Source organism: Flavobacterium daejeonense DSM 17708 (assembly GCF_000425425.1).
Taxonomy (GTDB): Bacteria; Bacteroidota; Bacteroidia; order Flavobacteriales; family Flavobacteriaceae; genus Flavobacterium; species Flavobacterium daejeonense.
The window spans coordinates 1-24,424 of sequence record NZ_AUDK01000011.1; the positions used below are offsets into that span (position 1 = coordinate 1).

Annotated in this window: 18 protein-coding genes; 10 read left to right on the forward strand and 8 right to left on the reverse strand. The window is 36.0% G+C overall.

Going from position 1 to position 24,424, the window contains the following annotated elements:
- The 4 genes from H599_RS0108935 to gyrA form a co-directional block, all read right to left on the reverse strand.
- Window positions 1-198, reverse strand: a 198-nt coding sequence (locus H599_RS0108935) for an IS3 family transposase (protein ID WP_155960745.1), incomplete at its 3' end; no start/stop codon positions are given.
- Between the two features lie 50 nt (window positions 199-248).
- Window positions 249-764: a transposase gene (locus H599_RS0108940; protein WP_026713817.1), complete on the reverse strand. Its 516-nt coding sequence runs from the start codon at window positions 762-764 to the stop codon at window positions 249-251.
- A gap of 80 nt (window positions 765-844) precedes the next feature.
- A complete protein-coding gene (locus H599_RS0108945; RefSeq protein ID WP_026713818.1) occupies window positions 845-2,119 on the reverse strand; it encodes a tetratricopeptide repeat protein in 1,275 nt (424 codons plus the stop codon).
- 45 nt (window positions 2,120-2,164) lie between these two features.
- Entirely contained in the window at window positions 2,165-4,810 is a 2,646-nt protein-coding gene (gyrA, locus tag H599_RS0108950) for a DNA gyrase subunit A (protein ID WP_026713819.1), read from the reverse strand.
- A gap of 255 nt (window positions 4,811-5,065) precedes the next feature.
- Here gyrA and H599_RS0108960 point away from each other — a divergent pair, with 255 nt between their 5' ends.
- Window positions 5,066-7,615: an ATP-dependent Clp protease ATP-binding subunit gene (locus H599_RS0108960; protein ID WP_026713820.1), complete on the forward strand. Its 2,550-nt coding sequence runs from the start codon at window positions 5,066-5,068 to the stop codon at window positions 7,613-7,615.
- Between the two features lie 145 nt (window positions 7,616-7,760).
- Window positions 7,761-9,149, forward strand: a complete 1,389-nt coding sequence (gene rimK / locus H599_RS0108965; RefSeq protein WP_035141384.1) for a 30S ribosomal protein S6--L-glutamate ligase — start codon at window positions 7,761-7,763, stop codon at window positions 9,147-9,149.
- On the opposite strand, the gene H599_RS0108970 is transcribed toward rimK, so the two are convergent.
- From H599_RS0108970 to H599_RS0108980, 3 genes are read right to left on the reverse strand one after another with little or no spacing between them, the layout of a single operon-like run.
- A complete protein-coding gene (locus H599_RS0108970; protein ID WP_316930440.1) occupies window positions 9,130-10,011 on the reverse strand; it encodes a DMT family transporter in 882 nt (293 codons plus the stop codon). The two genes, rimK and H599_RS0108970, sit on opposite strands and share 20 nt — an antisense overlap.
- A gap of 27 nt (window positions 10,012-10,038) precedes the next feature.
- On the reverse strand, window positions 10,039-11,373 hold the full coding sequence (locus H599_RS0108975) for an inorganic phosphate transporter (RefSeq protein WP_026713823.1): 1,335 nt from the start codon (window positions 11,371-11,373) through the stop codon (window positions 10,039-10,041).
- A 31-nt stretch (window positions 11,374-11,404) separates the two neighbouring features.
- Window positions 11,405-12,049, reverse strand: coding sequence for a DUF47 domain-containing protein (locus tag H599_RS0108980; protein WP_026713824.1), 645 nt, complete (start codon window positions 12,047-12,049; stop codon window positions 11,405-11,407).
- Between the two features lie 582 nt (window positions 12,050-12,631).
- Here H599_RS0108980 and thrA point away from each other — a divergent pair.
- The 8 genes from thrA (at window position 12,632) to H599_RS0109020 (ending at window position 23,699) form a co-directional block, all read left to right on the forward strand.
- Window positions 12,632-15,079, forward strand: a complete 2,448-nt coding sequence (gene thrA / locus H599_RS0108985; protein ID WP_026713825.1) for a bifunctional aspartate kinase/homoserine dehydrogenase I — start codon at window positions 12,632-12,634, stop codon at window positions 15,077-15,079.
- 94 nt (window positions 15,080-15,173) lie between these two features.
- Entirely contained in the window at window positions 15,174-16,094 is a 921-nt protein-coding gene (locus H599_RS0108990; RefSeq protein WP_026713826.1) for a homoserine kinase, read from the forward strand.
- Window positions 16,095-16,172: 78 nt separating this feature from the next.
- On the forward strand, window positions 16,173-17,462 hold the full coding sequence (gene thrC, locus H599_RS0108995; protein ID WP_026713827.1) for a threonine synthase: 1,290 nt from the start codon (window positions 16,173-16,175) through the stop codon (window positions 17,460-17,462).
- Window positions 17,463-17,603: 141 nt separating this feature from the next.
- The gene (locus tag H599_RS0109000) at window positions 17,604-18,257 is read left to right on the forward strand and encodes a DUF4468 domain-containing protein (protein ID WP_026713828.1); all 654 of its coding nucleotides are present in this window, start codon (window positions 17,604-17,606) and stop codon (window positions 18,255-18,257) included.
- 27 nt (window positions 18,258-18,284) lie between these two features.
- Entirely contained in the window at window positions 18,285-18,752 is a 468-nt protein-coding gene (locus H599_RS0109005; RefSeq protein ID WP_026713829.1) for a hypothetical protein, read from the forward strand.
- Window positions 18,753-19,377: 625 nt separating this feature from the next.
- Window positions 19,378-19,758, forward strand: a complete 381-nt coding sequence (locus H599_RS0109010; RefSeq protein WP_026713830.1) for a hypothetical protein — start codon at window positions 19,378-19,380, stop codon at window positions 19,756-19,758.
- A 94-nt stretch (window positions 19,759-19,852) separates the two neighbouring features.
- Window positions 19,853-22,009, forward strand: a complete 2,157-nt coding sequence (locus H599_RS0109015; protein WP_026713831.1) for a TonB-dependent receptor — start codon at window positions 19,853-19,855, stop codon at window positions 22,007-22,009.
- Window positions 22,010-22,103: 94 nt separating this feature from the next.
- On the forward strand, window positions 22,104-23,699 hold the full coding sequence (locus H599_RS0109020; protein WP_026713832.1) for a PepSY-associated TM helix domain-containing protein: 1,596 nt from the start codon (window positions 22,104-22,106) through the stop codon (window positions 23,697-23,699).
- A gap of 54 nt (window positions 23,700-23,753) precedes the next feature.
- On the opposite strand, the gene H599_RS0109025 is transcribed toward H599_RS0109020, so the two are convergent.
- Complete coding sequence (locus H599_RS0109025; RefSeq protein ID WP_026713833.1) at window positions 23,754-24,413, reverse strand: TrmH family RNA methyltransferase; 660 nt, start codon at window positions 24,411-24,413, stop codon at window positions 23,754-23,756.
- Window positions 24,414-24,424 lie beyond the last annotated feature (11 nt).

Here is a 24,424-nt window from a genome sequence, read left to right on the forward strand (position 1 = left end):
CCCCAATAGTTTCATCAATCTTAAAACGGTTTTATGATTGATAACGATTCCTTTGTTTTGAAGTTCATCGGTTATTCGTCTATAACCATAACGTCCTTTATGTCGTTGATAAATAGTTTTAATCAACTCTTTAATCTTTTTATATTTATCAGGTAATCGGCTTTGTTTTTGATGATAATAAAAACTACTTCGTGCCATATTTGTTAGATCTAGAAGCAATTCTAAATCAAATTTATGCCTTAACTCTATTATGGCTTGGGATTTCTCCTGGCTTGAATTAAGGCTTGTAACTTTTTTAGCAATTCATTCTCACAACGAAGTCTTTCGTTTTCTTTTAAAAGTTCTTCTTCTCTTGTTAAAGGTTTGTTTGGTTTGCTTTTTTTACGTTTATCACTCATAGAAATTGGTCTGCCTTTTTGTTTTGGTTCTAAGCCTTTTATTCCAAAGTTAGCAAAATCTTTTTTCCATTTTAAAACAATGGAAATATCAGGAATATTAAACCTAACACTAGCTCTTAATAATGAAAGAGATTCTTTTTCTATAGCTGTAACCACTTTTAATTTAAATTCAGAGGAATAACTTTGATTCATTCGTGGCAATAAACCTATTTCGCCATAAGTCTTGTAAAAACTGACCCATTTACGAATATTCCATCTCGGAATCTGCTTCAATTTTGAAACATATCCATCCGTATAATGTTTCTTTAAAACTAATTCTACGCATTCTAATTTAAATGCATAATCATACTTTACTTTTCTTTCCATAAAAAATGCCTCAAATAGTGTCTAACTTTTTGGGGCATGTTCATAATCAAAGATGGCTTTGGATGTTGTTTTACAACAACTTATTTTTTCATTTTAGCTTTGATAGCATTTTTTTCTGCTGTCATTTCTAAAGCTCCATACACTCCTGAAAGTGTTTTAGCTATATCCTGATTCTCCGGATCCAACTCGTATGCTTTTTTCAAATAAGGTAAAGTACTTCTAAACAGGTCTTCTCTTTTCTTTTTCAAAACATCGTAACGTTTCATTTCTTTATCAGAAGTACCTAATTTATTCATCTCTTCAATAAGTGGTTTTTCGTTTTGTAATTTCAAAACCGCTAAATTGATGTAAGCGTTGATATAATCGGGTTTTAATTCAATCGCTCTTTTATAATACTTCTCAGCTTCTTCATTACTGTTATTATTCGAAGCGATAACTCCTAAATTATAAACTAATCCTGCATCATTTGGATTTTTAGCCAAAACTTCGGTAATAATTTCTTTGTACTTATCAAAATCTTTGGTTTGCAAGTACAAATTTGCTTCAGTCAATTTTAAAGATGAATCATCCGGATTTGCTTTTACAGCATCAGCTACTGCTTTTTTAGCCTCAGCAATTTGTCCTTTATCAACCAAAATCAAAGCCATATTTTTGTAGATTTCACCTCTTTTTGAAGGGATCTCTTCAGTTCTTGGCTTTTCATGAGTTCCTAATTTAACCGCTCTGTCTCTTTCAGCAGCAGAAACAAAACCTACTTCCTGTCCGTTAACTTTACTTACCGCTAAATATTCAGTCCCTTTTCCTGAATAATTTAGTTTTTTTAGCTCCGAATACAATTCCATTGCTTTATCATAATCTTTAGCACTTACATAAGTAGAAGCCGCATAATAAAGATTGATTGTATCATTTCTATCTAGCAAATAAGCTTCGTATAATTTTTGAGCCCCTTCCATATTATTATTAGCCTTAGTTGCCTCTACTCCGCTATTAATCAACAAACCTTTGATTCGGGCAATTGAGGTAGCTGCCTGAGCAGAATACTTCGCTTTTCCGGAAGCTTTTTCGTTAGCAATCAATTCTTTATAAGTATCTGCCGCTAATTTCATATTAGCATCAGTATCTACTTTTTTCTCCACAAAATCCATATAGGCATTTCCTTTCAAGAAAAGAGCCTGTGCTTTTTCTTCTTCAGAAGCATTAGCTATTACCGGTTCAGCCGCTTTTAAAACAGCTAAAACTTCTTTCATATCACCTGCTTTCGCTGCTTTATCTGCCGCTCTTAATTCTTTTTTCTGTGCAAAAGTTGCCACAGATAATAATAAAGCCGATGATAACATTATAAACTTACTATTCATAATTGTTCCTTTTTAATATTTATAATTTTTATTTTGATTCTAAATTTATACTTCATCGTCGTCATCGGAATCATCAGCTTCATCATCAGGAGCCTCATCTTCCTCTTCGTCGTCTTCGTCTTCAGTTGAGCCGTCATCTTCTAAAACCTCTAAAACAGGTTTCACTCTTTCGATAGATTCCCCTTGAACCACATTACCTTCTTCATCTACAACCACTTCTTCCTCATCGTCTTTCATAACTTTAGCAACTGCCGCGATAGAATCGTTTCCTTTCAGGTTAATTAATTTAACCCCCTGAGTAGCACGTCCCATCACTCTTAAATCTTCAATTGCCATTCTGATCGTCAATCCGGATTTATTGATAATCATCAAATCATCAGCATCGGTAACCGCAGAAATCGAAATCAAACTTCCTGTTTTTTCGGTAATATTAAGTGTTTTAACACCTTTTCCTCCACGGTTTGTGATTCTGTAAACATCTACACCATCATCTTCAACTAATTTGGTACGTTTACCGTATCCATTTTCTGTAACTACCAAAATTTGAGAATCGCTTATCGCATCTTTATCCACAGTAACCATACCAATTACCTCATCCGATTCATCTTTTAAGCTAATTCCGCGTACTCCGGAAGCAGTTCTTCCCATCGGACGGGTTTTAGTTTCTTCAAAACGAACTAACTTACCAGATTTAACAGCGATGATAATTTGGCTTTCTCCGTTTGTTAATTCAGCACCTATTAATTCATCACCTTCTTTAATAGTAATTGCAGCAACTCCATTAGCTCTTGGTTTAGAATATTTCTCTAAAGAAGTTTTCTTAACCTGACCTTGCTTAGTCACCATTACTAAATTGTGGGTCTTAATATAATCCTGATCTTTTAAATCCTGAGTACAAATAAATGCTTTTACCTTATCGTCACTTTCGATGTTAATCAAATTCTGGATTGCTCTACCCTTAGCAGTTTTAGTTCCTTCCGGAATTTCATAAACACGCATCCAGAAACATTTTCCTTTTTGAGTAAAGAACATCATATATTGGTGATTCGTTGCCACAAACATGTGCTCTAAGAAATCCTGATCTCTGGTTCCGGCACTTTTTTGACCAACACCACCTCTGTTTTGCGTTTTGTACTCCGATAAATTCGTACGTTTAATGTATCCCGCATGAGAAATAGTAATTACCACATTTTCATCGGCAATCAAATCTTCGATACTTACATCTCCGCCTGAATATTCAATAGAAGAACGACGCTCATCACCGTATTTATCACGGATTTCGATTAATTCTTCTTTAATTAAATCGGTTCTTAAATTTACGTCGGCTAATAAAGCTTTCAGGTGATCAATTAACTTCATCAACTCTTCATACTCAGCTCGTAATTTATCCTGCTCCAGACCTGTTAACTGACGCAAACGCATCTCCACAATCGCACGAGCCTGAATATCGGTCAATTTAAATCTTTCGATTAATTTTTCACGGGCTTCTTCGGTATTTTTCGAACCTCTGATTAATGCAATTACTTCGTCAATATTATCCGAAGCAATAATCAAACCTTCTAAAATATGTGCTCTTTCTTCGGCTTTACGTAATTCAAATTGTGTTCGGCGAATTACCACATCGTGACGGTGCTCTACGAAATAATGAATCAAATCTTTCAGATTCAACATTTGCGGACGTCCTTTTACCAAAGCAATATTGTTTACACTGAAAGAAGATTGTAATTGTGTAAACTTAAATAAGGTATTCAAAACTACATTTGGCGTAGCATCACGTTTCAAAATATAAACGATACGCATACCATTTCTATCCGATTCGTCACGAATATTAACAATACCTTCAATCTTTTTCTCGTTAACTAAATCAGCAGTACGTTTAATCATATCTGCTTTGTTAACCTGATAAGGAATTTCAGTTACTACAATACACTCTCTTCCGTCAACTTCTTCAAAAACAACTTTAGCACGCATTACCACACGCCCTCTACCTGTTTTAAAAGCTTCACGAACTCCCTCATAACCATAGATTACACCTCCGGTTGGGAAATCAGGAGCTTTAATATGTGTCATTAACTCATCGATTTCAATTTCATTGTTATCGATATAAGCCAAGGTTCCGTTTACAACTTCAGTAAGGTTATGAGGTGGCATATTAGTTGCCATACCTACTGCAATTCCTGTAGCTCCATTTACTAATAAAGTAGGAACACGTGTAGGCATTACTTTTGGCTCATATAATGTATCATCAAAATTCAGCTGAAAATCAACAGTTTCTTTTTCGATATCAGCCAGGATTTCTTCTGAAATCTTTTTCATTCTGGCCTCGGTATAACGCATTGCAGCCGGACTATCACCGTCAACAGAACCAAAGTTACCCTGACCATCAACTAATAAATAACGCATACTCCACTCCTGCGCCATACGCACCATCGTGTCATATACCGAAGTATCTCCGTGAGGGTGATACTTTCCTAAAACTTCCCCAACAATTCTTGCTGATTTTTTATGAGCAGATCTTGAAGTTACTCCTAAATCATACATCCCATAAAGTACTCTTCGATGTACCGGCTTCAAACCATCTCTAACATCAGGAAGCGCTCTGGATACAATTACCGACATTGAATAATCAATGTAAGCTGATTTCATTTCATCTTCTATGTTAATAGGAATTAACTTTTCTCCTTCAGACATAAGTTGTTATATTAATTAATTATTTTCGTTTCAAAACGTGCCAATATACGGATTTTTGAAATTTTTAAAAGCTTTTCCTCGTACTAATTTCAAAGATTTATTAACAAACAAAGCTCCACTTTTGTTTACTATTTTAAAGAAAAAAACAAGCATTTTTCTCATTTTTTTCGTCAATTAGCTGACATAAGTACTTAGGTATGGTTTTTGTTTTTCAATTAACAATTCACTAAATTTACAATACTAGAAATAAATATTATGGATGACAATTTTTCACCAAGAGTAAAAGATGTTATTACCTACAGTAAAGAAGAAGCTTTACGACTAGGTCATGACTTCATTGGGACAGAACACTTGATGCTTGGTATCCTTAGAGATGGTAATGGTAAAGCAATACAGATATTAAACAACTTATCTATAGACCTGGATCATTTACGCAGAAAGGTAGAAATCCTAAGCCCTGCAATCCCCGGAATAGATAGTAATTTAGAAAAGAAAAACCTGCATTTGACCCGCCAGGCGGAGCGTGCTTTAAAAACAACCTTTCTGGAGGCTAAGGTTTTCCAAAGCCCTTCAGTAAGCACAGCACACCTGTTACTATGTATTTTAAGAAACGAAAATGACCCAACAACCAAGCTACTCAATAAACTAAAAATAGATTATGACGTAGCCAAAGAACAATATTTGAATATGACACCAAACGAAGAAGAATTCTTAGAAAACTTACCAAGAGCAACAGACTCTTATAATGACGATTTAGGACAAGATGACAGTCTCAAAGAAGGCAATTTCAACAACCCTGCTAATAAGTCCAATAAAAAATCTAAAACCCCTGTTTTAGACAATTTTGGTAGAGATTTGACCGAAATGGCCGAAGAAGGAAAACTGGATCCTGTGGTGGGACGCGAAAAAGAAATTGAACGCGTTTGCCAAATTTTGAGCCGTCGCAAAAAAAACAATCCTTTATTAATAGGAGAACCAGGAGTGGGTAAATCAGCTATTGCCGAAGGTTTAGCTTTGCGCATTATCCAAAAAAAAGTTTCCAGGATTCTTTTTAACAAGCGTGTAGTTACTTTAGATCTGGCAAGTTTAGTTGCCGGAACCAAATACCGAGGACAGTTTGAAGAACGCATGAAAGCCGTGATGAACGAATTAGAAAAAAATGACGACATCATTCTTTTCATTGACGAAATTCACACCATTGTAGGAGCAGGCGGAGCTACAGGCTCTTTAGACGCTTCTAATATGTTCAAACCTGCCTTAGCCAGAGGTGAAATCCAATGCATTGGAGCTACCACTTTGGACGAGTACAGACAATACATTGAAAAAGACGGCGCTTTAGAAAGACGTTTTCAAAAAATTATTGTGGAACCTACTTCTGTAGAAGAAACAATTACTATTTTGAACAATGTTAAAAACAAATATGAGGATCACCACAATGTAACCTATACACCCGAAGCAATTGAGGCCTGTGTTAAATTAACTAACCGATACATGTCGGAGCGTTTTTTACCAGACAAAGCTATTGATGCAATGGATGAGGCAGGTTCTCGCGTACACATTACCAACATTGAAGTTCCTAAGAAAATATTAGACTTAGAACGTCAATTGGAAGACATCAGAGAATTAAAAAATGCTGTTGTTAAGAAACAAAAATACGAGGAGGCCGCTAAACTACGTGATGACGAAAAACGTCTTGAAAAAGATTTAGCTATCGCTCAGGAACAATGGGAAGAAGATGCAAAAAGCAACCGAATTCAGGTAACTGAAGACAATGTTGCCGATGTCGTTTCGATGATGACCGGAATTCCGGTAAATCGTATTGCACAAACAGAAAGCAATAAATTAGCTAAATTACCGGAACTTATCGAAAGTAAAGTTATTGGTCAAAAAGAAGCCGTAATCAAAATTGCCCGTTCTATTCAAAGAAACCGTGCCGGATTAAAAGATCCTAATCGTCCAATTGGTTCGTTTATTTTCTTAGGTCAAACAGGAGTTGGTAAAACGCAATTAGCCAAAGTTTTAGCCAAAGAATTATTCGATTCTGAAGATGCTTTGGTTCGAATTGACATGAGTGAATACATGGAGAAATTTGCTATCTCTCGTTTAATTGGAGCACCTCCGGGATACGTAGGATACGAAGAAGGTGGACAATTGACTGAAAAAGTTCGCAGAAAACCGTATGCAGTTGTTCTTTTGGATGAAATCGAAAAAGCACATCCGGACGTATTTAATATGCTGTTACAAGTATTAGACGACGGATTCTTAACAGATAGTTTAGGTAGAAAAATCGACTTTAAAAACACCATTATCATTATGACTTCTAACGTAGGAGCCAGACAATTAAAAGATTTTGGTCAGGGAGTAGGTTTTGGAACCGCTGCTAAAGTAGCTCAGGCTGATGACAATTCAAAAAGCATCATTGAAAACGCTTTGAAGAAAACTTTTGCACCTGAATTCTTAAACCGAATTGACGATGTAATTGTATTCAACACTTTAGAAAAACACGATATTGATTTAATTATCGAAATTGAATTGAAAAAACTATACGCCCGAATCGCAGATTTAGGCTACATTTTAAAATTATCTGATAAAGCCAAAGCTTTCATCGCCGACAAAGGTTTCGACAAACAATTTGGAGCCAGACCTCTAAAAAGAGCGATCCAAAAATATGTTGAAGACGCTTTAGCCGAAGAAATCATTACTTCAAAAATTGCCGCCGGAGACGAAATTTTTATGGATATAGAAGACGGTTCACAAGAATTAAGTGTAAAAATTAACAAAGCAGGAGAAACAACTAATTTATAACAAACTGCTATCCTTTTTATTAATAAACCCGTTACGTTTTCATAACCTAACGGGTTTATTCTTTTAACACAATTTCCTTTCATTTCAATAACAAATAACTACTTTTGACGTTTATAAAAATTCCATCAATTCAATAAAAAGCAAAATGAATAAAGTAATAGTCGGTAGCGAAGAATGGTGTTCTTTTCCAGAATTAGACATTCCAATCATTAAAGCCAGAGTCGATTCAGGAGCTAAAACTTCTGCCTTGCATGCTATCAACATTGCTCCGTTCACCAAAAATGATTCTAACTGGGTTAAATTTGACATTAACCCAATACAAAACAATTCCAAAACCATTATCCATTGCGAAGCTCCGCTAATCGACAAAAGAGTCGTAAAAAGCTCCAGCGGATTTCGCGAACAGCGCTTTGTTATCCAAACCAATTTAAAAATTGGCGAATCGAGTTGGCCAATAGAAATGACTCTGACCAACAGAGACACGATGGGATTCCGAATGCTGCTAGGGCGCGAAGCCATGAGCGGAAGGATTCTGGTTGATCCGGAACAACAATTTTTGCTTGGACAACCTACTAACGACAATCTTAAAGAGATTTATAAAAATTCAGAAAAAGCCCCAAGCGGCTTGCGTATTGGTTTACTAGCCAGCAATCCTGAATTGTACAGCAACAAACGAATTATGGAGGCCGGCGAAATGCGCGGTCACGAAATGCATTTTCTAAACATCAAAGAATGCTATATCAAGCTTGACGCTAAAAAACCGGAAATCCATTATCGTGGCGGGAAAATTCTGAATCAATTTGACGCCATTATCCCCAGAATTCGTCCAAGCATAACTTTTTACGGCTGTTCCTTAACGCGTCAATTTGAAGCACTGAATGTCTTTTGCTTAAATTCATCAACCGCCATTACCCAATCCAGAGATAAACTTTTTTCCCTGCAATTATTACTACAAAGCGGAATCGGAATCCCAACCACCGGATTTGCCAATTCTCCGCTGGACACCGACGATTTGATAAAGATGGTAGGCGGTTCTCCGCTAATCATCAAATTACTGGAAGGAACTCAGGGAAAAGGAGTCGTTTTAGCCGAAACCAAAAAAGCCGCCGAAAGTGTTATCAACGCTTTTAAAAGTTTAAATGCCAACATTCTGGTTCAGGAATTCATCAAAGAGGCAAACGGAAAAGACATTCGCTGTTTTGTAATCGACGGAAAAGTCGTTGCTTCTATTCAGCGTGAAGCCATGCCGGGAGAATTCAGAGCCAATATTCATCTTGGCGGAACTGCTTCGGTAATTAAAGCTACTTCTGAAGAAAAGAAAATCGCTATTAAAGCCGCCAAAGCGATGGATTTAAAAGTAGCCGGTGTGGATATTATTCGCTCTTCAAAAGGCCCTTTGTTATTAGAAGTAAATTCCTCCCCGGGACTGGAAGGAATCGAAACAGCAACTCACAAAGATATTGCCGGAGAAATGATTAAAGCAATTGAAAAAAACTTTAAATTAGAATCTAATGCTAAGCCGAAAGAACTATAAAAGCAATTGAAAATAATGCTAAAACAAGTCCGAAGTAATTCAGCTTTGATAATTTTTCTTTAAAAACAATCACTCCTACCAAACTTCCCAACAAAATTACTCCCATATTCATCCCTGCAAAAACAGTGGATGGATGAGAGGAATATATTTGATGTGCTTTTAAATAAAACAATATATTCCCAAAGTTAAAGCAACCAACAAAGAAACCAAAAAGCAAATTTTTAGCTTCAAAACCAATTCCTAATCGCAGTTTTTCATACAACACCACTGCAAACATTAAAAACAACGCAATTCCAAAAATCAAAAATAACGAAGTAGTATAAGGAATCGCTGCAAAAGCCGCTACTTTTTTGAATAAAACATCAATTAAACCAAAGCCTAAAAAAACCAAAACCGGATATTTTAAAGCTCTGTTTTGATTATCGGATGTTTTATTCAAAACACAAAATAAAGCCGCAAAACCAATTCCGATTCCGATAAGCTTTACCAACACAAACTGTTCCCCAAAAAGCAACCAGGCTGCCAAAATAGACACAAACAAAGACAATCTTTGAGCCGCATCGGTTTTTACAATTCCAATATTTTTAATTGAAGCAATCAAAAACATAAAAACCACGGGCAACAAAATCCCTAAGCCGAGATAAAGAAAAATCGGAATTTGGGTATTTACTGCTTTTAAATCAGGAGAAAAAACAACAACACAAAGTAGTAACGCAAAAACATAATTAAACAACACAATCTGCTTCGCATTGGTTTCCTTATTTCGGGCAATTTTAAAAATCACACCTACCGAAACACTGCAAATCACGCTCAATATCAAACACAACATCAGACTAATTTTAGATAAAAAAACAAAAGCCATTCAGACGAATGGCTTTTAGATTTTATTTTACAGGAAAATTTTCAACAGATAATAACAAATAGCAGCTAAAAGTGCCGAGATAGGAATTGTTAAAATCCAGGCCCAGATTAAACTCACCGTTACTCCCCAGCGAACCGCCGAAACACGTTTAGTTAACCCAACACCAATAATAGAACCTGTAATGGTATGCGTAGTACTTACCGGAATTTTTAAGTGCTCAGTAAAATACAAAGTCAAAGCTCCGGCAGTTTCAGCCGCAACCCCTTCAAAAGAAGTTACTTTAGTAATCTTAGAACCCATTGTTTTTACAATTTTCCAACCACCACTTAAAGTTCCTGCTGCAATTGCTGAATAACAGGCTAACGGAATCCATTCCGGCATAATTCCCGGTGCATCTCCATCTGGTAAAGCCACCTGCAACCAGCTTGGCATATCTTCCAAAACAACGCCTTCTTTATTAATGTAAACAATTACTGCTGCAGCAATAATCCCCATTACTTTTTGAGAATCATTCCCTCCATGCCCTAAACTGAAAGCCGCAGAAGAAAGCAATTGCATTTTTTTAAGAATTGACTCCGATTGATTATAGTTTAAACTACTAAAAAACAAACAAAAAGTACTTACCGATAACACAATAAAACCAACCAAAAACCATTTGATATTATGAGGTTCTAAAGCCACACTCCAAAAATGAGATTCAAATCTTGGTTTTTCTATTTCAGTCTCTACCATGTGAGCAACAAACCAAACGGTTAAAACCATCAAAGCGGCTGTAAAAATCTTAGGATAAATACTTTTTCCTGCTGAATGTAATAACCAAATCGAAATTAAATAAGAAGCAATCGCTCCTACTAATGGCGCCAAAACAATAAAAACAATAATGATTATTACTCCTGTTGGCAATCCGCCTGGTTTTCCGGGATCGTACCAGTTTACAATATTATACCAATGTCTGGTAATAGTTACCCCGTCTTCAACCACTGTATAATCTGAAAAACCGTGCATATAAATAGCGTGAGCTACAGCTGCACCGGCAAATCCACCGATTAATGTATGAGAAGAACTCGATGGAATTCCTAACCACCAGGTTAATAAATTCCAGCAAATAGCCGCAATTACACCCGCTAAAATAACGACTAAATTAATATCAATCGTATGCGCTGTCTTTGCCACGGTATCTGCTACTCCAAAACCAAAAACCCAGTAAGCTAAAAAATTAAAAAAAGCAGCCCAAACCACTGCTTGAAACGGAGTCAGTACTTTTGTCGCAACAACTGTTGCAATAGCATTAGCCGCATCATGAAAACCATTTATGTAATCAAAAATAAGTGCTAAAACTATAATCGTAATAAGTAAAGCCATACCTTTTTATTTCAAAAGAATAATTTAAATTTTAAGAATGTTTAACCGAAATAGACTCTAAAACGCTGGCTACACTTTTACATTTATCCGTAGCTGATTCCAGAATAGACAATACTTCTTTATATTTAATAATGCTCTTAGCATCTGTTTCATTCTCAAAAATTTCAAAAACAGCTTTATTATAAACATTATCGGATTTGTTTTCCAATTTCGAAATCTTAGCACAAGCCGCTTTAATTTTATGAGCATTTTTAAAATCACGCAGTTCTTTTACCGCAATTTCAATATGCTGACAGGCATCTAAGTTAATTTCTGTTAGTTTTCTAATTGACTTTGTAATCTTATCTACCTGATACAAACGCATAATGCTGGAAGCACCATGTAAACGGTCAGCTACGTTATCAATAGAAGTAACTAAAGAGTGAATGTCCTCACGATCAAAAGGAGTAATAAAGTTTTTACTCAACTCTAAATTGGTTTGACGTGTAATATCTTCTCCCCTTTGTTCTAACTCATCAATTTTTTGGAAAAGCACTTCTCTTTCTTTTAAAGGAAGATTTACAGCTTCGTGCAAATTAGAAGCTAATTCAATCAAATTACTGGAAGCTTCTTCAAAAAGAGGAAAGAATTTTTTATCCTTTGGTACTAAAAATTGGAAAATACTGTTTATTGACATTTTTTAACTAATTTTTTTAGAAAGCAAAAATACTTTTTTTTATTTCATGTTAAAGATATTTTAAAAATTAATCATTCATTCCCTGCTTTTTTTGTCTCATACCGGTTCTTTCCCCCTCCCCGGATTCCGAGCAACCAAAATACAATTCTGACTTTTCACACCGGTCAAAACACATAAAAATCGCAAAAAGGCTCCAAACCCGGCTACAGAAAGTTTCACGCCGCTTTATTATTTTTTTTCAAAAAAGCATTTTTTTTCAAAAAAATTAAAAACAATTCGTTTCAATTAAAGAGCGTAAAGACATATATTTGCTTTTTTAAAAAATTATTCACAAAAACCTCATAAAGCTTTTGGTTTTTTATAAAAAACTGTATTTTTGGGAACTCTTATGAAAAACAACAGAACTACATATCAATCTTCGATTTCAACTCCAGTTGGGGTTGCCATTTCTGTTACCACTACTACTACCCCTTAGGGGTATTTATCTATTACATATAATCCTGAATTCATACATACTTTTTTATTAGAAGAAAGGTATTGGGTGTATATAAAATATTGCATTTTTAAAATAAAATAAACAAAATGAAAGTATTAAAATTTGGCGGAACTTCGGTTGCCAATGCAAAAAATATAAAATTAGTTCTGGATATCGTTCTGAACAAAGCCAAAAAAGACAAATTAGTAGTAGTCGTTTCAGCATTAAGCAAAGTAACCGATTTATTGCAATTAGCCGCTTCTAAAGCTGCCGCTAACGACGAAACTTATAAAGATATCGTTGCCGAAATTGAGAAAAAACACTTAGATGCTTTAAAAGAATTAATTCCGGTTAGCGAACAAAGCAGTTCTTTAAGTCACATTAAAAGAATCATCAACCACCTGGAAACTATTTTGGATGGTTGTTTCCTTTTAGGCGAATTATCAGCAAGAACCTCAGATACTATTTTAAGTTTTGGCGAATTACTTTCATCCTATATCATTGCCGAAGCCTTAAAACAAAACCTAAAAAACAGCAGCTACAAAGACAGCCGTGAGTTGATTAAAACTAACAACAATTACGGAAAAGCTGCCGTAAATTTTGAAGTAACTAACTTACTAACTACTGCATTTTTTAGTGCTAATGATTCTCAGGTAGTAATAATGCCGGGATTCATCGCTTGTTCGTTAGACGAAATCAACACCACTTTAGGTCGTGGTGGTTCCGATTATACTGCGGCGATTATTGCCGGAGCTTTAAATGCAGCTGAGTTGGAAATCTGGACTGATGTAAACGGAATGTTTACCGCTAATCCTAAAATTGTAAAACAAGCCCAACCGATTGCCTCTATTTCTTATCAGGAAGCAATGGAATTGTCACATTTTGGTGCCAAAGTTTTATATCCGCCAACAATCCAACCGGTTTTAAGAAAAAATATTCCAATTCACATCAAAAATACATTTGAACCGGATGCGGAAGGAACTTATATTTCAAGTGAATCTGTTTCAAACGGAACTCCGGTAAGAGGAATCAGTCATATTGATAATATTACTTTGATAACTCTTGAAGGTCCGGGAATGATTGGAGTTTCAGGATCATCCAAAAGACTTTTCGAGGTTTTATCTCAGGAAAGCATCAATGTTATTTTCATTACTCAGGCTTCATCTGAACATTCTATTTGTATCGGAATTTTAAATTCGGATGCAGAAGTAGCTGAAAACGCTATCAACAAAGCTTTTGAAATCGAAATTGCCCAAAACAAAATCGATCCATGCATTGTAGAAAAAAACCTTTGCATCATTGCCTTAGTAGGCGAAAACATGAAAAATCACCAGGGACTAAGCGGAAGAATGTTTAGTACTTTAGGTAAAAATAACGTAAACATCCGTGCGATTGCTCAGGGAGCTTCCGAAAGAAACATTTCGGCGGTAATTAACGATAGAGACGTTAAAAAAGCATTGAATACGTTGCACGAAAATTTCTTTGAGGAAAACACCAAACAATTAAACCTGTTTGTAATGGGTGTGGGTAACGTAGGTGAAAAATTCATCGAACAAATCCACCAACAAAAGAAATTCTTAAAAGAAAATCTAAAAATCAACGTTCGTGTAATTGCTTTGTCTAACTCCAGAAAAATGCATTTTGACGATGACGCAATTGATTTAGACAACTGGCAAAACACTTTAGAAAACGGTGAAACAGCCGATAAAGAATTGTTCGTTGAAAAAGTAGCTGCGCTTAACCTGCGTAACTCTATTTTTGTGGACATCACTGCCAATGCTGATGTTGCGGCTATTTATGACCGTTTCTTAAAAAGAAGTGTTGGTGTAGTAACCTGTAACAAAATTGCCTGTGCTTCGGCTTACGACAATTACAAAAAACTGAAAAAATTATCACGTCAATACAACGCCCCTTTCTTGTTTGAAACCAATGTAGGTGCGGGATTACCAATTATTGACACGGTGAAAAACCTAATCGCTTCGGGAGATAAAGTACACAAAATTCAAGCGGTTTTATCAGGAAGTCTGAACTTTATCTTTAACAATTTTGACGAAAACAATTCGTTCCACGATGTAGTCAAAGAAGCTGGTGTTCAGGGATTTACAGAGCCTGATCCAAAAATCGACTTAAGTGGAATTGACGTTGCCCGTAAAATCCTGATTTTAATTCGCGAAAGCGGTTACAAAATGGAAATTGAAGATATTGAAAACAAATCATTCTTACCGGCTGCCTGCATGGCAACAACTAACAACGAAGATTTTTTCAAATCTTTAATTGAATACAACAGTCACTTTGAAGGTATTTTGGCGGAAGCCAATCAAAAAGACAGCCGATTGAAATTTGTAGCCGAATTCGTTGACGGAAAAGCGAATGTTGGATTACAATTCATCCCAAAAGACCATCCTTTCTACAATTTGGAAGGAAAAGACAACATCGTTTTATTCTATACCGACCGTTACGTAGATCAGCCTTTATTAATCAAAGGTGCCGGTGCCGGTGCTGCGGTAACTGCATCTGGAATTTTTGCTGATGTAATCAGAATTGGAAATGTTTAAAAAAGAGTAACTAAGATGCTAAGTCGCAAAGTTTCAAAGTTTAAATATGAAACTATGCCGCTTTGGAACTTTGCCACTCAGAAACTATAAAAAAATGAATGAAGTAAAAGTATTTTGTCCGGCTACCATTGCCAATCTTTCCTGCGGATTTGACGTGCTGGGATTGTGTTTAGACAATGTGGGCGACGAAATGATTATTCGAAAAACGGCTGAAAAAGGCATTCGTATCACTAAAATCGAAGGCGCTAACTTGCCACTGGAAACAGAGAAAAACGTTGCCGGTGTTGCTTTATTAGCCATGTTAGAAGAAACGAACGCTGATTTCGGGTTCGAAATCGAAATATACAAACACATCAAGGCCGGAAGTGGAATTGGGAGTTCGGCAGCCAGTTCAGCCGGAGCGGTTTTTGGCGCCAATGAACTATTGGGTCAACCTTTTAGCCGAAAAGAATTGGTAAAATTTGCCATGCAGGGCGAAAAACTGGCTTCGGGAAATGCCCATGCCGATAACGTTGCCCCTGCCCTTTTAGGCGGTTTTACTTTGGTAAGAAGTTCGAATCCTTTGGATATTATCAAAATTGACAGTCCAAACGAATTGTACGCCACCGTAATTCATCCTCAAATTGAGTTGAAAACATCCGATGCGCGTTCGGTATTAAAACAAACCGTTTCGCTAAAAAGTGCCATCACACAATGGGGAAATGTAGGCGGATTAGTAGCGGGATTGTACACACAGGATTACGACTTAATCGGACGCTCTTTGCACGATGAAATCGTAGAACCATTGCGCAGCGTATTGATTCCGGGATTTGATTTAATCAAACAATCGGCTTACGAAAACGGCGCTTTAGGTTCGGGAATTTCAGGTTCAGGCCCTTCTATTTTTGCCTTGAGCAGAGGAAAGGAAACTGCCGAAAAAATCGCCAAAGGAATGTGTGCCGTTTACGACGAAATCAATTTACCTTATGAAATTCATGTGTGTAAAGTGAACGACACCGGAATGAAAGTAATTTAATAATTCAGTGAATGGTGAATAGTGAGTAGTAATTAGTATGGACTACTCACCATTCACTACTCACTAATCACTATAAAAATGAAATATTACAGTTTAAACCATAACGCACCAAAAGTTTCTTTTCAGGAAGCCGTAATTCAGGGATTAGCAAGCGATAAAGGATTGTATTTTCCGGAAAGCATCACGCCGCTTCCGCAATCTTTTTTTGATAACATCGAAAATTTAAGTCACGAGGAAATTGCCTTCGAAGCCATCCAACAATTTGTAGGCGACGAAATCCCAACAGCAACTTTAAAAGAAATCATTGCCGAAACATTATGCTTTGATTTCCCGGTTGTTCCGGTTGAAAACGGAATCTATTCTTTGGAATTATTCCACGGACCTACAATGGCGTTTAAGGACGTGGGCGCCCGCTTCATGTCGCGTTGTTTGGGGTATTTTAACAAAGATAAAAAAGACAACAAAAACACCGTATTAGTAGCGACTTCGGGAGATACCGGAGGAGCGGTTGCCAGTGGTTTCCTTGGTGTTCAGGGTGTGGATGTAGTGATTTTATATCCTTCCGGAAAAGTGAGCGACATTCAGGAAAGACAATTAACTACGCTGGGACAAAACATCAAAGCGCTGGAAGTAGATGGCGTTTTTGACGACTGTCAGGACATGGTGAAAAAAGCCTTCTTAGACGAAACTTTGGCACACAAAAACCTGACTTCGGCGAACTCGATTAACATTGCGCGCTGGCTGCCACAAATGTTTTATTTCTTCTTTGCTTACAAAGCTTTGAAATCCCAAAACAAAGAAATTGTGTTCTCCTGCCCAAGTGGAAACTTTGGAAATATCTGTGCCGGAATCATGGCTAAAAAACTGGGTTTACCGGTACAACATTTCGTTGCTTCTACTAATGTAAACGATACGGTTCCAAGATTCTTAGTAAACGGTGTGTATGACCCAAAACCGTCTATCGCTACCATTTCGAATGCGATGGACGTAGGAAATCCAAGTAACTTTATCCGTATTCAGGAACTTTACAACAACGATTTAGAGCAATTCCAAAAAGATTTTTCTTCCTATACCTATAACGACGAAGAAACTAAAGAAGCCATGAAGCGCATCTACAACACCGATGGTTACATTGCCGAGCCACACGGAGCGGTAGGTTACTTAGGATTGAAAAAAGAATTAGAGCGTTTCCCGGATTCTATTGGGGTTTTCTTAGAAACCGCTCACCCAATTAAGTTTTTGGATATTGTAGAAGCTGTATTAAACGTACAATTGGCAATTCCAACACAAATTGAAAGCGTACTGAACAAAGAAAAAGTAAGCACTAAAATTAAAACTTACGAAGAATTGAAAGCCTTTTTAGGATAAACGTTCAAAACATAAATATACCACAAACGGCTAAGGAGTACTCTTTAGCCGTTTTTTTTTCTCGAATTATTTTAGCAACCTAATAATTTGTAAACTATTATTTATATTTTAGCTGAAAATTAAAACCTTAATATTGAAAAAATGATTAAAAAGTATTTTCTTTTGTTTTTTATTGTATTTGAGATTTCTGTATTTGCTCAATCTTATAATGCTGAAGTTAATGGGAAAACTTTAATTATTAATGTAGATAATTTAAAAGCTGAAGAAATTCAATCTAAAATTTCAGCTTGGATAGCATTAAATTATAAATCTGCAAATGATGTGTTACAGCATAGTTCTCAAGATAAAATTATTGCAAAAGGAAGCTTTGTAATTGACTCAAACAAACCTTTTACTGATTTATTTAATGGAATTGTTTATTTACCAGCACACATTATTTTTGACCATACTCTAATTATTTCTATAAAAGATTACAAATGTAAAGTTGATATTTCCTTTCCGGAAAAAGTAAAGACGTTAAACTACTTGAATACAGATTGGTTTTTTAATATTAACGAATATACTTTATTGAATGAATTTACAATAGAAAATCAATATGAAATTGCTAAGAAAAATTTAAATGCACAAAACAATAACAATGAAAAAAAGGTAAATAGAAAGTTTGATAGTTTAAAAAGATATTTAGATGCTAATTTCATGCACGATAAAGAAGTCTCAACAGGAATGAATAATAAAATAAATGCACTTTTTATTAGTTTGCAAGATTACTTGAATAAAAAAAATCAGGAATGGTAATTCCTACCCGCATATAAACATTTAGAGATGACCGATAAACAAATAAAATACTTAGAAGATTTCAAAAAAAACAAGCTTGCTACTTGCGGAAAATCAACTGACTTTGAAATAGAAGAATTAGTGGCTGATTTAAAATCATTAAATATTATATCAGAACAAAAAAGTTCACGGACACTCAAAATAAATGATAAAATATCTTTTGACAAACTAATCGATTTAAAATCATTATCGGAGTTTGAAAAATGGCATTTTAACAAAGAAAAAAGCATAGTTTATAATATTAATGACTCTACAATTGGTCAAATAAATCAATCATCTAATTTTTCTAATACTCCCCAAACAAATAATATAACAGCAAATAATAAAGCGGACTTAAAAACAAAAACTATTGTAAAATTCTGGAAACTGATTTCGGAAAACAAATTGATTTCTACTATAATATTTGCCCTCATTATATATTTAATTAAATTGATTTGGGGAATTGATTTAAAATAAAACCGTTTGGTAAACTTATAAACGTGGATTTACAATCAGTGCCCACAGAGCGATACAAACACCTTACTGGCCCTCCCACTGGCGCTTGTTTTCAACGAGTGCCTACCTACTTCAATAAACAAATCAAAGCGTTTGTAACGCGGTTAAAAACACTATTATACCGCTTGCAAACGCTACATTTTTCCTTTATGATTAAACTAAAAACTCGCTGCAGGCAAGCACCCAATGTCATTAAGTGAAGGATACGTCTGTTCGAGTTGGCTTACAATTTGCGATAGAAAATCGTAAGCCAGTATCGAGAACTCTAGTTTAAACAAGACTTCTCGATACAATTTTAAATAATAAAGCTACCGCATTATTATTTAAAATCACTCGAAGTGACGACAAAAGCTTAACTTAATGACATTGGGCAAGCACCAGAGAATGATTGCAACCATCACTGAAACCAAAATCCCAAAAGTTAAAGTGAAATAGTTGATATATTATTGTCGAATTACTTAATGAGATCCTTCCTTCGTCAGGATGACAAGTTTATGCATACTATTTCCACAGATTATCTTGAAAAAAACAAACTAAAAAAAATATTTATTCTTACTTTTGCAGTCAGAAACAAAATACACTTTTTTTGAAGTCCTTTTTCAGCATAGTACTTTCTATTCTTTTGCTCCTGCCTTCTTTTGGTAGTTTTTTTGTCTATACCTCATTCAAATTGCATCAGGACGAAATTGCCAAAACCATTTGTGTGCAACGCAAATTAGTCAACAACAGCTGTAACGGGCGATGCGAACTGGAAAAAAGCCTTAAAAAATACAGCGACAACGAAAAAAGAATGCAAAACAACTTGGACAACAAAGTAGAGTTGGTTTACATTCAAAATAGTTTTATTGCTAAAAACTTTCAATTTCCGGAGACAAATTACTCCGAAAAATCCCTTTTTTACACCTTAGAAAAGAAAACGGCTTCGGTAGCACTGACTACTTTCAGACCGCCGTCCTTTTTGATATAAATTTTTAAAATCGTTTTTCAATTTTTCAATTGAAAACTTCCGCGGTTATCCTCCGGGGAAAACGAGCTTATTCTTAAATTTATATCCATTCTAAATGAAACATATTCTACTGGCTTTCCTTATGATTAGCCAATTTGCTGTTGCGCAACATAAAAAACAAGTTGACACCACAAGCACTCAGGAACTGGCAGAGATTTTTATAACTGCCAATCGTACCGCTACTTTACGAAAAAAAACTCCGGTTGCTATTAGCAAACTAAACGCAAAAACGATCAACGAAACCAAAGCCACAGCTGTTTACGAAATAGTAAACAAAACGCCTGGTGTGTTGATGGTGAATTTAGGCAACGAACAACACATGATGGCTATTCGTCAGCCCATGACTACCAATGCCTATTATTTGTATCTGGAAGACGGTTTACCTATACGTCCCATGGGAATTTTTAACCACAATGCTTTATTGGAAATCAACCAGTTTAATTTGCAAAGTATTGAAGTTGTTAAAGGACCTGTTTCTTCTTTATACGGACCGGAAGCGGTAGGTGGCGCCGTCAATTTTATTTCCTTAAAACCTGGTTTAAATCCTGAATTTAAATTTGGAATTCAGGCAGACAACTTTGGTTTTCGCAGAATTCAGGCTGCCGGCGGCGCTACGATTGGAAAAATCGGCTTTCACCTTGCCGGAATTTCGAGTTTACAAACCCATAGTTGGATGAAAAACTCCGATTATAATAAAGATAATTTAAACGCCCGCATGGATTACAACATCTCTCCTTCTACCCGATTAATCAGCAATACGATGTATGGCAAATATTATTCTCAAATGAGCGGAACGGTTAACGAAGACTCGTTTTACAACCGAACCTACAACAGCACTTCTGATTTTACCTATCGAAAATCAGATGCTTTGCGTACAAGATTAACTTTGGAACACGACTGGAAAGACAATTCAGCCAGTTTCCTGACGGCTTATTTCAGAGACAATAAATTAGGTCAAAATCCAACCTACCGAATCAAATGGAGCGCCACCAGCAATCCGACCACAGCAACGGGTGAAATCAATTCAAACAACTTTAAAAGCTACGGCCTTTTGGGACAACACACTCAAAAATTTGATCTTCTAAATGCTAAATTAGTAGCTGGTGCTTTATATGACTATTCGCCGGTAACATATTGGGCTTACCGTGTTGACTTAAAAGCAATATTAAATTCAGAAGCGGCAACTCCAACTGTTGATCACTACGAAATTCTTGCCGAAAGACCCGACATTCGTATCAGCGATTATACCGCGGATATTTACAATAAAGCGGCTTATGCACAGTTTAATTTCAACCCCATCGATGAAGTTGTGGTTACCTTAGGTGGTCGTTATGACAATATGAAAGTCACTTACAATAATGCAATCGACCTTTCTACCGGAACTAAAATCTATGACAAAGCGACTTTTAAAGCCGGAATGAATTACAATCCATTGGAAACAGCCGGTTTTTACGTAAACTATTCGCAAGGTTTTGCGCCTCCGGGAATCACTTCCATCTTTACTCCAAAATCAGGAACCGGCGGAACTACAGGAGTTGCAGCGGAGTTCTATTACAATCTAAAACCGGCAACTTTTGAAAATTATGAAGTGGGTGGATGGCTGAATTTGTTGGAAAACAAATTGAACCTAAACTATGCTTTTTACTACATGGAAGGAAAAAACGAATTATTAAGCGTAAAACTGGAAGACAATACAACTGATTATCGTTCGGCTGGTGAAACCCGTCATAAAGGAGTTGAATTTGGCGCAAATTACACTCCTTCAAAACAATTCAATTTTCGTTTAGGAGGAACTTATGCTCAACATACTTTTATCGATTTCTTAGTTTCTAACAAACCTTCTGATCCGGTACAAAACTTAAACGGAAAAGAAATGCCGGCTGCGCCAAGATGGTCCAGAAATTCAGAAATCAGTTATTACCCCAATTGGTTGCCTAAATTCAGAGCTGCAATCGAGTGGCAACATGTAGGCAGTTATTATCAAAATCAAATCAATACCGTTAAATATGCCGGATATGATTTATTCAATGCCCGTGTAGGCTACCAATGGAAAGCATTTGAATTTTACGGAAACATTATGAATCTTACCGATAAATTATATGCTTACAATGTTTCGCGAACCAATACTAGTGGTGCTGTACCAACTTATACTGCTGCTGCACCAAGAACATTCGTTTTTGGGATTCAATATCATTTTTCGCTGAAAAAATAAGTACAACAACATAAAATAAAACCATTAAGAGATTAGGTTTATTAAGCCCTAAAACTAAATTTCCTTAATTCCTTAATAGTAAAAAAATGCTACAATGAGCAAGAAAAACAACAAAAAGAAAGATTCTAAATTCGTTAAAAAAATCAAACAACACATGTACCGATGGCATCGTACCATTGGGATTATCACACTTATTCCGGTTATTTTCTGGACGCTTTCGGGCTTGATGCATCCGTTTATGGCGCATTTTTTCAAACCCGAAATAGCGCATGACAAACTGGAAACAACGCTTATTCATCCGGAGCCAATTTCGCTTTCTATTCAGGACGTTTTAGCAAAAAACGACATCAAACAATTCAAGAATTTCCGAATGGTGTCGTTTAACAACCACACTTTTTATCAGGTCAAAAATAACATCGGAGATTTATTGTATTTTGATGCTTCAAATGGAAAAGAATTAAAAAACGGAGACGCAATCTATGCCGAATGGCTTTCCCGCTATTTTCTGGACGATCAAAAAAGCAGCCTGAAAAAAAGCGAACTCATCACCGAATTTGACCATCAGTACAAATATGTCAATCGTTATTTGCCGGTTTATAAAATCACTCTGGATCGCCCGGATACGATGGAGGTTTATGTTGAAACCTCGTCAAGTAAATTAGCGACATTCAATCCTGCATCCCGACAATTCTTTATCTGGTTTTTCGATGTTTTCCACAACTGGTCGTTTCTTGATGCTATCAGCAACAACAGTATTCGTATCATTACGATGATTTTCTTGTTGTCCATCATTGGGCTTTCAGCCATTAGTGGCATCGTGATTTATGGCTTTTTGTGGAAACAATTTAAAAAATCCGACAGCGTAGAGTCGAAAAATGGCATCCGAAAATACCACCGCCAAATTGGAATCTGGGTTTCGGTATTCACGCTGACTTTTGCTTTTAGCGGAGCTTATCATGCCACCACCAAATGGGATCCTTATACCTTAGACCAAATGGTATACGAGCCTACTTTTAATGCCGGCGATATTCCTTTAGCCAATAACAAACTGAATCTGGACTGGAATCGTTTTCAAAATCAAAGTATCATCAGCTTCAACGACAGCATTTATTACCGTTGTGAGCTGGAGAAACAATCCAAAAGCAAATTCAAAAAGCCGAGATTCGACGGCAATTCGAAATGGAATAAAAAAGAGACACCAAATACAGAAGTTGTTTATATCAATGCGGCAACGAATAAAATCACACCAAATCTTGATTTACAATACGCTGAATTTTTAGCCTATTATTTTACCGATGGCGCGCCAAAAGCACCTTGTTGCGAGATGATGTCTCCGGAAATCCCGGAAGAATCGGAAGTTTCATTAGAAAATGTAAAATTGTTAGAGTCCAAAGTGATTACGAATTTTGAAAATCGGGAATATGGTTTTGTCAACAAGCGTTTACCGGTTATCAAACTGGCTTATGATACGCCCGAAAAAACAACTTATTTTATAGAAACAGTCACTTCCCGACTGGCTGCAAAAATTAACAATTCGGATATTGCAGAAGGCTATTCTTTTGCCATTTTGCACAAATATTTATTTATGGACTGGGCCGGGAAAAATATCCGCGACCTGACAATGGTTTTGGCGGCACTTTCTATCTTGGTCGTTAGTATTTTGGGATTGATTCTTTTTATCAAAAAGTAAAAAAAGTTATGAGTTGTGAGTTATGAGTTTGTCCAACAACTCACAACTCACAACTCATAACTTATCCTGATAATATCTTTCTTCAATTCCCTTTATATTTCGAATGGAATTGCGAGCCCAATCCAAACGCTTTTGCAAAATTTCATCCGGAGTTAGTTTCCAATCAATATCCGAACGTCTCAATCGGTTAGTTAAATCCTGAATGATAATCGCTGCCGAAACCGAAATATTCAAACTTTCGGTAAAACCCACCATCGGGATTTTCAGGAAAGCATCGGCGTTTTGCATCACTTCTTCCGAAAGTCCTTCTTTTTCTGTTCCAAAAAACAAAGCGCTGGGTTTCGTTATATCAAATTTTTCCAGGGTACAATCCTGTTCATGCGGAGTGGTCGCAATAATTTGGTAGCCCTGTTCTTTTAACGAATGGATACAGCCCGAAACCGAATCATGACGAATAATATCGACCCATTTTTGAGCACCCATAGCAATTTGTTTGTCTATTCGTTTTCCAAAACGCTGTTCGATAACATTCAATTCCTGAATACCAAAAACCTCGCAACTGCGCATTACCGCTGAAGTATTATGCAACTGATACACATCTTCTACGGCAACCGTAAAATGTTTGGTTCGGTTTTCTAAAACTTCTAAAAAACGTTCTTTGCGGTTATCCGTTAGTATAGTTTCTAAATAAGCGAGGTAATCTAAATCAATCATTAGGCTTTTAT